Raw genomic sequence first — 12,620 nt, forward strand, 5'->3', positions numbered from 1 at the left:
GGTAGGTGTCGTACGCGCCGCTCGCGTGCGGGCCGGGCGTGGCGGTCAGTGCGCGGCCACCACGGGCTCCGCGAGCACAGGCGCCCCGTCCGGCGAACTCGCCTTCCTCCCCAGGTGGTTGAAGGCGAGGTTGAGCACGATCGCCACCACGCACCCGGTGGAGATACCGGAGTCGAGCACCACGCGGACGTTCTCCGGGAAGGCGTCGTAGAAGGTCGGCGCGGCGATGGGGATCAGTCCGATACCGAGCGCGGCGGCGACGATCAGGGCGTTCTCGCCCTGCTCCAGCGCGGCGGTGGCCAGGGTCTGGATGCCGCTGGCCGCGACCGAGCCGAAGAGGACGATGCCCGCGCCGCCGAGCACCGGCAGCGGTACGAGCGCGATCACGGACGCGGCCACCGGGCACAGCCCGAGCAGGATGAGGATGCCGCCGCCGGTGGCGACCACGAAGCGGCTGCGCACCTTCGTCATCGCGACCAGGCCGATGTTCTGGGCGAAGGCACTGGCCATGAAGCCGTTGAAGAGCGGGCTGAGGGCGCTGCCGAGGGTGTCGGCGCGCAGTCCGCCCTCGATGGTCCGCTCGTCGGCGGGCCGTCCGACGATCTTGCCGAGCGCCAGCATGTCGGCGGTCGACTCGGTCATGCAGACCAGCATCACGATGCACATCGAGACGATGGCGGCGGCCTCGAAGTGCGGGGCACCGAAGTGGAACGGCGTGGGGAAGCCGACCGCGTCCGCTCCGCGGATCGCGTCCAGGCTGGTCATGTGGAACGGCACGGCGACCAGGGTGCCGACGACCAGTCCGAGCAGGATCGCGATCTGCTGGAGGAAGCCGCGCAGCAGTCTGCGCAGCGCGAGCACGATCACCAGGGTGAGCGCGGCCATGCCGATGTTCTTCATCGAACCGTAGTCGTGGGCCGCGGCGTTGCCGCCCTGGGCCCAGCGGAAGGCGACCGGGAGCAGGGAGACACCTATGAGGGTGATCACGGTGCCGGTGACGACGGGCGGGAAGAAGCGCAGCAGCCTGCTGAAGTAGGGGGCGAGCAGGAAGCCCAGCACACTGGCGACGATCACCGCCCCGAAGATGACGGCCATGCCCTCGTGGCCGCGGTCCTTGCCGATGGCGATCATCGGGGTGACACCGGCGAAGGAGACACCGTTGACGAAGGGGAGGCGGGCGCCGACCTTCCAGAACCCGAGGGTCTGGAGCAGGGTGGCGAGCCCGGCGGTGAAGAGGCTCGCGCCGATCAGGAACGCGGTCTCCTTGGGGGTGAGCCCCACGGCGGGCCCGACGACCATGGGCGGGGCCACCACGCCCGCGTACATCGCGGCCACGTGCTGGAGGCCGCTGGTGAACATCTTCCAGGGGGGCAGGGTCTCGTCGACCGGGTGTTTCTCGGGGGCGGGGTCGGGAGCACTTACGTCGTTGCGAAACCTGGGCTGCGGGGCCACGGGCGGTTCCTCCGGTCGGTTACGCGTCGGCGGCGACGCGGGTGTCAGGGAGGTGGTGCTGGGTGACGCGTGCGTGGTGCGGCGATGGCGTATACGGCGTACGGCAGGGTCTCGTACACGGGTACGGAGGTGCGGACGGTACGGGCGGTGCGCCGTGCGGGGATGGGCACGGGTCACCGTCCCGGGAAGCGCGCACGTATCTGTGGTGCGCGCTTCCCGGGCGCGGCTGCCGCGGACCCCGCTCGGGTCCACGGCGACCGGCCGAGGGCCGTCCCCCTCGGCCGGACTCCTGGGCGGGAATCCCGGTCCGGGATCAGCCCTGCGCGGCGATCCGCGCGAGGCGCTGCGCCTCGTCCCGCGTGGCGCGGGCGATGGCGTCCTCGTCGACCGTGAGGAGGCGGCTGTCCTCCACGATCTGCTTGCCGTTGACGAACGACGCCGTCACCGGGGCCGCGGCACCGAAGACCAGGGCGGTGACCGGGTCGGAGATGGAGGCGTGGGCCAGGGTGTCGAGCTTCCAGAGCACGAAGTCGGCGAGCTTGCCGGCTTCGAGGGAGCCGATCTCGGCCGCGCGGCCGAGCACCTGGGCGCCGCCGTACGTACCGAGCCGCAGCGCCTGACGGGCGTTCAGGGCCGCCTCGCGGTGGGCACCGAGCCGGTTGATCAGGAGCGCGTTGCGCAGTTCCGTGTGGAGTTCGCCGGACTCGTTGGAGGCGGTGCCGTCGACACCGAGACCGACCGGGACACCCGCCTTCAGCATGTCGGGGACGCGGGCGATACCGGCGGCCAGGCGCGCGTTGGAGGAGGGGCAGTGGGCGACGCCGGTGCCGGTGCGGGCGAAGGCGGCGATGTCGGAGTCGTTCATGTGGACGCAGTGCGCCATCCACACGTCCTCGCCGAGCCAGCCGGTCGACTCGAAGTAGTCGGTGGGGCCCATGCCGAACAGTTCCTTGCAGAACTGCTCCTCCTCCACGGTCTCCGAGCCGTGGGTGTGCAGCCGTACGCCCTTGCGGCGGGCCAGCTCCGCGCCCTGCTTCATCAGTTCGGTGGAGACCGAGAACGGTGAGCACGGGGCGATCGCGACCTGCGTCATCGCGCCGAACGAGGCGTCGTGGAAGCGGTCCACGGTCTCCTCGGTCCCGGCGAGCGCGCCCTCCAGGGTCTCCACGGCGAAGTCCGGCGGCAGTCCGCCGTCCTTCTTGCTGCGGTCCATGGAGCCGCGGGCCAGCGTGAAGCGGACCCCCATTTCGGAGGCGGCGCCGATGATGGCGCCGGACAGGTCCCCGGCGCCCCGCGGGTAGACGTAGTGGTGGTCCATCGCGGTGGTGACACCGCCGCGGGCCATCATGGCGAGCGAGCCCTGCGCGGCGACGCGGCTCATCTGCTCGTCGATGCGGGCCCAGGTGGGGTAGAGCGCCACGAGCCAGTTGAAGAGGTTGTGGTCGGTGGCCAGGCCGCGCGTGATCCACTGGTAGAAGTGGTGGTGCGTGTTGACCAGGCCGGGGGTCACCAGGTGGCCGGTGCCGTCGATGCGGCGGACCACGTTGTCCAGGCCCTCCGGGGCGCTGCCCGCGCCGATCGACTCGATCGTGTTGCCGGCGACGACGAGGTACCCCGAGGCGTACTCGGTGTCGTCGGCGTCTACGGTCGCGATCGCGCAGTTCTCGATGACGATGCGCTGGGCTGCCGATGGTGCCATCGTGCTTCCTTTTCTTTCCGTCAGCGTCGGGGTCCCCCCTGCTCTTCAAGAGCTTGGGGGAGGGCACGGCAGGACCCTGGAGGATTTGAGTGCCGGGGCCGGGTGGCCCACGGGTGCCGAGGGAGGGACGCGCCCCCGGGCGGCGGGGACCGGGGGCGCTCCGCGTCAGAGGTTGGTCATGTCGACGGGGATCCGCGGCTCGACACCGTCCCGCAGGATGGTCGCCTCGATCAGACCGTAGGGGCGGTCGGCCGCGAAGTAGACCTCGTTGTCGTTCTTGAGCCCGAACGGTTCGAGGTCGACCAGGAAGTGGTGGTTGTTCGGCAGCGAGAAACGGATCTCGTCGATCTCACTGCGGCTGTTGATGACCCGCGAACCCATCTGGTACAGGGTCTGCTGGAGCGAGAGGGAGTACGTCTCGGCGAAGGCCTGGAGAATGTGCTTCTTCGCCTGCTCATACGACTTGTCCCAGTTGGGCATCCGGTCGTCGTCGCTGGTCCAGTTGTAGCGCCAGGCGGCGGAGACGTCGGTGCACAGGATGCGGTCGTACGCCTCCTTCAGCGTCGTGTACTTGTCCTTCACGTACCCCCAGAACTCCGAGTTGGTGGAGTTCATGACCGTGAGGTCCTTCAGGCCCGAGACGACCTCCCACTTCTCACCGTCGAAGGTGATCTGGGTGGTGCGCAGCTCCTGGCCCTTGCGGGCGAAGGAGTGCCGTACCTCGTCCGAGCCGATGAACTTGGAGTTGGCGTCGGAGGTGGCGATCCGCTCCCACGCGTACTCCTCGATGCGGATGCGCGCCCGGTGGATCGGCTCCTGTGAGGTGACGAAGTGGCGGGCGAGGTGGATGCCGAACTGCTCGGCGGACTCTATGCCGTGCTCCTTGGCGAAGGCGAACACCGTGTTCTTGGTGGTGTCCGTCGGCAGGACGTTCGCGTTCGAGCCGGAGTAGTGGACGTCCTCCATGTCGCCGGAGAGGGCGACCGAGACGTTCAGGTCCTTGATGTGGTGCGTGTCGCCGTCCCGCGTGATCTTGACGACGCGGTTCTCCGCCTTGCCGTACTGGTTCTGGCCGAGGATCACGGGACGGGTGGGGCGGGAAATGTCAGTCATTGTCTGCTAGCTCCCTCGGTAAACGGAGTAGCCGAACGGGTTGAGCAGCAGCGGTACGTGGTAGTGCTCGCCCGGCACGACGGCGAACGTGATCGCCACCTCCGGGAAGAACGCACCGCTGTCCCTTACGCGGGGGGCGTCCTGCTGCGCCTCGGCGGCTTGCTTCTTGGCGTTCCTGTCGAAGTACGTCTCGGTCTCGAAGTCGAGCCGTACCTGGGTCGTGCCCTCCGGCAGCGCCGGAAGGTCCTTGCAGCGCCCGTCCGCGTCGGTCGCGGAGCCGCCGAGCGCCACCCACTCGGCGTCGCGGCCCGAGCGGGCGGCGAGCGAGACGGCGACGCCCTCGGCGGGGCGTCCGACGCTGGTGTCCAGGATGTGCGTGGACACCGATGCGGTGGTCGCGGTGCTCATCAGTGGCTGTCCTCTTCTTCTGTTTCCACGAGACGCGTCAGCCGGATCCGGTTGATCTTCCCGAGTTCGGCGCGCACGATCTCGCGCTCCGCCTCGGCGGTGTTGCCGATCCTGGCCTTCACCGCGTCGCGCATCTGCTCACCGGTGGCCCCGGTGGCGCAGATCAGGAAGACATGCCCGAACCGGTCCTGGTAGGCCAGGTTGAGTGCGAGCATCTCGGCCCTGAGCTCCTCGGTGGCGCCGGCCATCCCGCGCTGCTCGCGGGCGGAGGTCGCGTCCCCCGGCTTCGGGCGCCCGATCGGCGCGTGCCCGGCCATCGCCTCTTCCAGGTCCTTCGCGTCCAGTTCCGCCATGGCGGCGTCGCTGGCGGCGAAGAGCTCGTCGGCGGTGGCGTACGGGCGCCGGGCGAGCAGTCTGCTCCCCCATGCCGAGCTGGCGCACACCTCGTGGAGCGCGGCGCGGGCCGTGCTGTCGTCGGAGGTGTTGAACCGGGCGAGGCCCGGCGTCGAGGTCGAAGTCACGAACGGCCTCCGTGGCCTTGGTGCTGGACGGGCTGCGGATAGCTAACGCCCTCGGAAACATCCCGTCAACACTTTGTTGAAAACTTGGAGCAACAAAAAGCCGCCGCCCGGGACATACGGACGGCGGCCGGCCGAGACGGCCCGCGAAGGGGCCCTCTCACTCGCTTTTGGCGGCGTTTTCCCTGTTCAGGTAGTTGTACACGGTGAAGCGGCTGACCCCGAGCGCGGACGCGACGGTCTCCACCCCATGGCGTACGGAGAAGGCTCCGCGTGCCTCCAGGGTCCGTACGACCGACTGCTTGGCCTTGCGGTCCAGCTCGGCCAGCGGTCTGCCGTGCCGGCGCTCCATGGCGGCCAGGATGTGGTCGAGGGAGTCCGACAGCTGGGGCAGCCGCACCGCGATGACGTCCTCGCCCTCCCAGCTGAGCAGCACGTCGTCGGGCTGGGCCTGGTCCGGGCCCAGTATCTCCGCGCCCATGGCGTCCACCAGCGGCTTGACCGCGGCGACCAGCGGGTGGTCGGCGGGCTCGGTCACTTCTCCCCCTCCCCCACCACGTTGACCTGGAGCGAGACCCGGGTGGCGCCGGCCGCCAGGGACTGGCGCAGCAGCGCGTCGACGGCCGTGAGCACCTGGTCGGCGCCGCCCTCGGCGGTGTTGCCGAAGGGCCCCACGTCCACGGCGTCGAGCGCTGCCGCCTGAAGGACCTCACGGGCGGCCACCGCGTGCGGCGGCGCCTCGTCGAGGTCGAAGGGCTCGGTCGTGAACTCCACTCTCAATCGCACGCGCACAACCTACTGCCCGGATCGCGAGATCCGGGAGGCCAATCGGATGGGGCCTCTTGACAAGCCCGCCGCTCGCCCTGCAACCTTCCATCAAGCAGAAACGAACTTCCGCAATACGGAAGGAGCCGAACCCCATGGCCCCCCTGTTTGAGCATGGACGCGGCTCGGACCAGCGCTTCGATGTGAACCTCTCGATCCTCTTCACGGAACTCCCGCTCCTGGAGCGCCCCGCGGCCGCCGCCGCGGCCGGCTTCACGGCGGTCGAGCTGTGGTGGCCCTGGATCGAAACCCCCACTCCGGCGCAGGCCGAGCTCGACGCCCTGAAGAAGGCGCTCGACGACGCCGGCACCCAGCTCGTGGGGCTGAACTTCTACGCGGGCGCCCTGCCGGGGCCGGACCGCGGAGCCCTCTCGGTGCCCGGCGAGGAGTCGGACCGCTTCCGCGCCAACATCGAAGTGGCGGCCGGCTTCGCCGCCTCGGTGGGCTGCAAGGCGCTCAACGCGCTCTACGGCAACCGGGTGGAGGGCGCCGACCCGCAGGTCCAGGACGCGCTCGCGCTGGAGAACCTGGTCCTGGCCGCCCGCGCGGCCGACCGGGTCGGCGCGATCCTCCTGATCGAGGCCCTCAACAAGCCGGAGTCGCCGCTCTACCCGCTGGTGAGCGCCCCGGCCGCGATCGAGGTCGTCGACAAGGTGAACGCGGCGACGGGCCTCGGCAACGCCAAGTTCCTCCTGGACATCTACCACCTGTCGATGAACGGCGAGGACGTCTCCCAGGTCATCGAGGCCTACGCGGACAAGACCGGCCATGTGCAGATCGCCGACAACCCGGGCCGCGGCGCGCCGGGCACCGGCTCGCTGCCCCTTCAGGCCCTGCTCGGCCGGCTCGCCAAGGCCGGTTACGACGGCTGGATCGGCCTGGAGTACAAGGCCGCCGACGCAGCCGCCTCCTTCGCCTGGCTGCCGGCCGAGGCCCGCGCGGCGCGCTGAGGCCACCCGGGCCCCGCCGCCCCCCGAACTTCCTGACGTACCACCGCAGTTGAGAGAGGCCCGACATGAGCACGCTTCCCACGATCGCATGGATCGGCCTCGGCATCATGGGCTCCCCCATGTCCGAGAACCTGATCAAGGCCGGCTACTCCGTCACCGGCTTCACCCTGGAGCAGGACAAGCTGGACCGGCTGGCCGCCGCGGGCGGCACCGCCGCCTCCTCGATCGCCGACGCGGTCAAGGACGCCGACGTGATCATCACGATGGTCCCCGCGTCCCCGCAGGTCGAGGCGATCGCCTACGGCGAGGACGGCATCCTGGCCAACGCCAGGCAGGGCGCACTCCTGATCGACATGTCCTCGATCACCCCGCAGACCTCGGTCGACCTGGCCAAGAACGCCAAGGAGAAGGGGATCCGCGTCCTGGACGCCCCGGTCTCCGGCGGCGAGGCAGGCGCCATCGAGGCCGTGCTCTCCATCATGGTCGGCGGCGACAAGGCCGATTTCGACGAGGCCAAGGGCATCTTCGAGGCGCTGGGCAAGACCATCGTGCTCTGCGGCCCGCACGGCTCCGGCCAGACGGTGAAGGCCGCCAACCAGCTCATCGTGGCGGTCAACATCCAGGCGTGCGCCGAGGCCGTGGTCTTCCTGGAGAAGTCGGGCGTGGACCTCGCCGCGGCCCTGGACGTCCTCAACGGCGGTCTGGCCGGCTCGACCGTGCTGACCCGCAAGAAGGACAACTTCCTCAAGCGGGACTTCGCGCCGGGCTTCCGCATCGACCTGCACCACAAGGACATGGGCATCGTCACCGACGCCGCCCGCAACGTCGGTGCGGCGCTCCCGGTCGGCGCGGTCGTGGCCCAGCTGGTCGCGTCGCTGCGCGCCCAGGGCGACGGCGGCCTCGACCACTCGGCGCTGCTGCGCGCGGTCGAGCGCCTGTCGGGCGCCCGCGTCTGAGCCTTCCGGCTCCCCAGACTTCCGGGCGGCGGTGGCGCCGACACCTGTCCTGTCGCGCCCAGGCGTCGCCGCCGCCCGGAACACCCACTTCATTTTCAACAAACTGTTGACGTTCGCTTCGGGGCGTACCTACGCTCCTGACACCGCAGACCGCTCAGCAGTGCAGCTCCCGTACGGAAGGTCACGATGTCGAAGCGCGTGCTTACGACCGAGTCCGGCGCCCCCGTCGCCGACAACCAGAACTCCGCCACCGCCGGCGTCGGTGGCCCCATCCTCCTCCAGGACCAGCACCTGCTGGAGAAGCTCGCGCGCTTCAACCGTGAGCGGATCCCGGAGCGCGTGGTCCACGCGCGCGGCTCCGGCGCGTACGGCTACTTCGAGGTGACCGACGACGTCAGCGGCTACACCAAGGCCGACTTCCTCTCGCAGGTCGGCCGGCGGACCGAGACGTTCATCCGGTTCTCCACGGTGGCGGACTCGCTCGGCGGCGCGGACGCGGTCCGCGACCCGCGCGGCTTCGCGCTGAAGTTCTACACCGAAGAGGGCAACTACGACCTCGTCGGCAACAACACCCCGGTGTTCTTCATCAAGGACCCGATCAAGTTCCCCGACTTCATCCACTCCCAGAAGCGCGACCCGTTCACGGGCCGTCAGGAGCCGGACAACGTCTGGGACTTCTGGGCGCACTCCCCCGAGGCCACGCACCAGATCACCTGGCTGATGGGCGACCGCGGCATCCCGGCGTCCTACCGCCACATGAACGGCTACGGCTCGCACACCTACCAGTGGACGAACGCGGCGGGCGAGGCGTTCTTCGTCAAGTACCACTTCAAGACCAACCAGGGCATCCGCTGCCTGTCGTCCGAGCAGGCGGCGGAGCTGGCCGGCAAGGACGGCAACTCGCACCAGACCGACCTCCTCCAGGCGATCGAGCGCGGCGTGAACCCGTCCTGGACGCTGTACGTGCAGGTCATGCCGGCGTCCGAGGCGCCCGACTACCGCTTCAACCCCTTCGACCTGACGAAGGTGTGGCCGCACGCCGACTACCCGCTCCAGCGAGTGGGGCGCCTGGTCCTGGACCGCAACCCCGACAACGTCTTCGCCGAGGTCGAGCAGGCCGCCTTCTCCCCGAACAACTTCGTTCCGGGCATCGGCCCCTCGCCCGACAAGATGCTCCAGGGCCGCCTGTTCGCGTACGCGGACGCGCACCGCTACCGCCTGGGCGTCAACCACACCCAGCTGCCGGTGAACGCGCCGAGGGCGACGGTGGCGGACAACTACGGCCGCGACGGTCTGATGGCGACGCGCTACGGCTCGCGCCACGACAAGAACTACGAGCCGAACTCGTACGCGGGCCCGTCCCAGACGGACGAGGCGCTCTCCGCCCCGCTGGCGATCGCGGGCTGGACGGGCACCCACGCGGCCCCGACCCACGTCAAGGACGACGACTTCTTCCAGGCGGGCGAGCTGTACCGCCTGATGTCGGACGACGAGAAGTCCCGCCTGGTCGCGAACATCGCCGGGGGCCTGTCCCAGGTGACCCGCGACGACGTGATCGAGAAAAACCTGGCCCACTTCCACGCGGCGGACGCCGAGTACGGCAAGCGCGTGGAGGAGGCGGTCCGCGCCCTGCGCGAGGACTGATCCCCCGGTCACATCTCCCAGACCGCGTACGGACCTGACGGGAGGTCGGGTCCGTACGCAGTCCGAACCACCGGCCCGGATGAGGGGTGGCCGGTGGTCTCGGACGACCCGGTGATCGCGGCGGCGTGTCGATGCCAGTGCGGTGGTCAAGGTCTGCCCCGGCCCCTTCTTGACCTGAAGGAAGGACGCCAGGGCCAAACCAATCGCCCGCCGCCGCGATCCCGACCGACGGGCCCGGGGGCCCGGGCCTGCGCCGGACTCCGTCCGCCGGGCCACCTCCCCCCCAAAAAACTCCGCCCGGCGGCGCGAACGTCCTGTCGCGCCAGCCTCGTTCCGTCGGGCGGTCACCACTTCGGAGCCCGGGTGCTGGGTTCGGTTTACGGTCCCGAATCGAGCGCTCGTTGATCAAGGCCCCGCCTGTCCTTCAGGCGGGGCCTTGATCTGTTCGTGGGGCCGTCGGCGAGTGCCCGGTGGGGCCACGGGTCGCCGCCGCCCTCCGGCTGGGCCGGGGCGTCACGGAGCCGTCCTGCGGGGCCGCGGCCGCCTCGGAGCGCGGCAACGGAACCGGAGCGCCCGCTCGGGCCGGACGGCGGCGAGGCCGGGCGTTACACGCGGACCAGGGGGCCCAGCGGCCCCTCAGCGACCCCGGAAAGGACGACAAAGGCCCCGGCCACAGATCAGCTGATCGTGGGCGGGGCCTCGGCCTGGGTGCGGGTGGTGCTGGGGTCAAAGGCGGTGCATGCGGGTGTAGGGGCTCAGGATGCGGGCGCGTCGGGAGCCGAAGTCGACGAGCATGGCGACTCCGTCCTCGACGCCCACGATCGTGCCCAGGCCGAACTGGTCGTGGGAGACCCGGTCGCCCAGGGCGAAGGTCTTGGCCTGCGGCTCGACCGGAGCTTTGAAGGGACTGGTGGGCAGATGGCGCCTCGGCGCGGACGACTGCGTCATGGTCCTACCAGTATGCGCCGTCCCGGCCCGTACCACCTGCCTCCACTCGTCTCGGATTCGACACGATTGGGCCGGGAGCCGTGGAAAGCGGGGGGCCGGACCCGAAAGAGTGAACGCCGAAAGGCTCCGGCGCCACCCCCCACGGGAAGCACCGGAGCCCTTGGTCCAGCAGGCGTTATGAGACCTGGAGGGGGTGGATCGCGGTCGGGGCGTGGCCCGGTTCGGTGGCCAGTTCCTCGAACTCGTTGATCGCGTCGATCCTGACGCCCATCGAGATGTTCGTCACCCGTTCCAGGATCGCCTCGACGACGACCGGGACGCGGTACTCCGCGGCCAGCTTCTTGGCCTCCTCGAAGGCCGGCAGCAGCTGGTCCGGCTCCGTCACGCGGATCGCCTTGCAGCCCAGGCCCTCGACGACCTTGACGTGGTCGACGCCGTAGACGCCCAGCTCCGGGGAGTTGATGTTCTCGAACTCCAGGTTGACCTGGAAGTCGATGTCCAGGCCGCGCTGGGCCTGGCGGATCAGGCCCAGGTAGGAGTTGTTCACGAGGACGTGGACGTACGGGATGTTGTGCTGCGCGCCGACCGCCAGCTCCTCCAGCATGAACTGGAAGTCGTAGTCGCCGGAGAGGGCGACGACCGGGGTCTCGGGGGACGCCGTCGCGACGCCGAGCGCGGCCGGGATGGTCCAGCCGAGCGGACCGGCCTGGCCACAGTTGATCCAGTGGCGCGGCCGGTAGACGTGCAGCATCTGCGCGCCGGCGATCTGGGAGAGGCCGATGGTGGTGACGTACCGGGTCTCGGGGCCGAACGCGCGGTTCATCTCCTCGTACACGCGCTGCGGCTTCAGCGGGACGTTGTCGAAGTGCGTACGGCGCTGGAGCCGTGCCTTGCGCTCCTGCGTGGACGCCGCCCAGGCGCCGCGGTCGGGCAGCCGGCCCGCGGCCTTCAGCTCCTTGGCGACCTCGACGAAGAGCGTGAGCGCGGCCTTGGCGTCGGAGGCGATGCCGTAGTCCGGCGCGAAGATCCTGCCGATCTGGGTCGGCTCGATGTCGACGTGGACGAAGGTGCGGCCCTTGGTGTAGACGTCCAGCTCGCCGGTGTGGCGATTGGCCCAGCGGTTGCCGATGCCGAGGACGAAGTCGGACTCCAGGAAGTTCGCGTTGCCGTAGCGGTGCGAGGTCTGCAGGCCGACCATGCCGGCGTTCAGCTCGTGGTCGTCGGCGAGGATGCCCCAGCCCATGAGGGTGGGAACGACCGGGGTGCCGGTCAGCTCCGCGAACTCGACGAGCAGGTCGGCGGCGTCGGCGTTGATGACGCCGCCACCCGCGACGATCAGCGGGCGCTCGGACTCCAGCAGGAGCCCGATGGCCTTCTCGATCTGGGCGCGGGTCGCGGACGGCTTGTAGACCGGCAGCGGCTCGTACGTGTCGGGGTCGAAGTCGATCTCGGTGAGCTGGACGTCGATCGGCAGGTCGATGAGGACCGGGCCGGGGCGGCCCGAGCGCATCAGGTGGAAGGCCTGCTGGAAGACGCCCGGGACCTGCGCGGCCTCCAGGACGGTGGTCGCGGCCTTGGTGACCGGCTTCGCGATGCTCGCGATGTCGACCGCCTGGAAGTCCTCCTTGTGGAGCTTGGCGACCGGCGCCTGGCCCGTGATGCAGAGGATCGGGATCGAGTCGGCGATCGCGGAGTACAGGCCGGTGATCATGTCGGTGCCGGCGGGGCCGGACGTACCGATGCAGACGCCGATGTTCCCCGCGTGGGCCCGGGTGTACCCCTCGGCCATGTGGGACGCGCCCTCGACGTGGCGGGCCAGCGTGTGCGTGATCCCGCCGCCCGCCTTGAGGGCCGCGTAGAAGGGGTTGATCGCCGCGCCCGGCACACCGAACGCGTTGGTGACGCCTTCGCGCTTGAGGATCTCAACTGCCGCTCGGGCAGCGGTCATACGAGGCATGGAGTGCTCCTGCTTCGGCCTGGCGGATCGGGCTCTGTCGCGCCACCTGAGAGCCTTGATTCCGTAATGCGGAAGTTTAGTTCTGCTATATGGAAGTAACATAGGGGGCGTACGCAGGCGCGTCAAGGGATCCCCGCGTTCGCCTCCGGG

The 12,620-nt window shown here is 69.9% G+C and carries 12 protein-coding genes; 3 read left to right on the forward strand and 9 right to left on the reverse strand.

Annotation, left to right across the window (positions count from 1 at the left end):
* Positions 1-45 precede the first annotated feature (45 nt).
* From ACZ4MU_RS20535 to ACZ4MU_RS20565, 7 genes are all read right to left on the reverse strand, one after another.
* Entirely contained in the window at positions 46-1,452 is a 1,407-nt protein-coding gene (locus ACZ4MU_RS20535) for a nucleobase:cation symporter-2 family protein (RefSeq protein WP_467878392.1), read from the reverse strand.
* A gap of 313 nt (positions 1,453-1,765) precedes the next feature.
* A complete protein-coding gene (locus tag ACZ4MU_RS20540) occupies positions 1,766-3,151 on the reverse strand; it encodes an 8-oxoguanine deaminase (protein ID WP_467878395.1) in 1,386 nt (461 codons plus the stop codon).
* 165 nt (positions 3,152-3,316) lie between these two features.
* Entirely contained in the window at positions 3,317-4,264 is a 948-nt protein-coding gene (pucL, locus tag ACZ4MU_RS20545; RefSeq protein WP_467878398.1) for a factor-independent urate hydroxylase, read from the reverse strand.
* 6 nt (positions 4,265-4,270) lie between these two features.
* Complete coding sequence (uraH, locus tag ACZ4MU_RS20550; RefSeq protein WP_467878401.1) at positions 4,271-4,672, reverse strand: hydroxyisourate hydrolase; 402 nt, start codon at positions 4,670-4,672, stop codon at positions 4,271-4,273.
* Positions 4,672-5,193 (reverse strand): 2-oxo-4-hydroxy-4-carboxy-5-ureidoimidazoline decarboxylase, encoded by a 522-nt coding sequence (gene uraD / locus ACZ4MU_RS20555; protein WP_467878404.1) that lies wholly within the window; start codon positions 5,191-5,193, stop codon positions 4,672-4,674. Before uraD ends, uraH begins: the two co-directional genes overlap by 1 nt.
* Before the next feature lie 157 nt (positions 5,194-5,350).
* On the reverse strand, positions 5,351-5,671 hold the full coding sequence (locus tag ACZ4MU_RS20560) for a helix-turn-helix domain-containing protein (protein WP_467878673.1): 321 nt from the start codon (positions 5,669-5,671) through the stop codon (positions 5,351-5,353).
* Between the two features lie 53 nt (positions 5,672-5,724).
* Positions 5,725-5,976, reverse strand: a complete 252-nt coding sequence (locus tag ACZ4MU_RS20565; RefSeq protein WP_467878407.1) for a YkoF family thiamine-binding protein — start codon at positions 5,974-5,976, stop codon at positions 5,725-5,727.
* Between the two features lie 134 nt (positions 5,977-6,110).
* On the opposite strand from ACZ4MU_RS20565, the gene ACZ4MU_RS20570 reads away from it, so the two are divergent.
* From ACZ4MU_RS20570 to ACZ4MU_RS20580, 3 genes are all read left to right on the forward strand, one after another.
* Positions 6,111-6,965: a TIM barrel protein gene (locus tag ACZ4MU_RS20570; RefSeq protein ID WP_467878409.1), complete on the forward strand. Its 855-nt coding sequence runs from the start codon at positions 6,111-6,113 to the stop codon at positions 6,963-6,965.
* Between the two features lie 65 nt (positions 6,966-7,030).
* A complete protein-coding gene (locus ACZ4MU_RS20575; protein WP_467878412.1) occupies positions 7,031-7,921 on the forward strand; it encodes a 2-hydroxy-3-oxopropionate reductase in 891 nt (296 codons plus the stop codon).
* 186 nt (positions 7,922-8,107) lie between these two features.
* Complete coding sequence (locus ACZ4MU_RS20580; RefSeq protein WP_467878414.1) at positions 8,108-9,565, forward strand: catalase; 1,458 nt, start codon at positions 8,108-8,110, stop codon at positions 9,563-9,565.
* Positions 9,566-10,291: 726 nt separating this feature from the next.
* On the opposite strand, the gene ACZ4MU_RS20585 is transcribed toward ACZ4MU_RS20580, so the two are convergent.
* The gene (locus tag ACZ4MU_RS20585) at positions 10,292-10,513 is read right to left on the reverse strand and encodes a hypothetical protein (protein WP_358831658.1); all 222 of its coding nucleotides are present in this window, start codon (positions 10,511-10,513) and stop codon (positions 10,292-10,294) included.
* Positions 10,514-10,688: 175 nt separating this feature from the next.
* Positions 10,689-12,470 (reverse strand): glyoxylate carboligase, encoded by a 1,782-nt coding sequence (gene gcl, locus ACZ4MU_RS20590; RefSeq protein WP_467878416.1) that lies wholly within the window; start codon positions 12,468-12,470, stop codon positions 10,689-10,691.
* Between the last annotated feature and the right edge of the window lie 150 nt (positions 12,471-12,620).

The sequence above is a fragment of the Streptomyces sp. NPDC026377 genome (assembly GCF_055567715.1).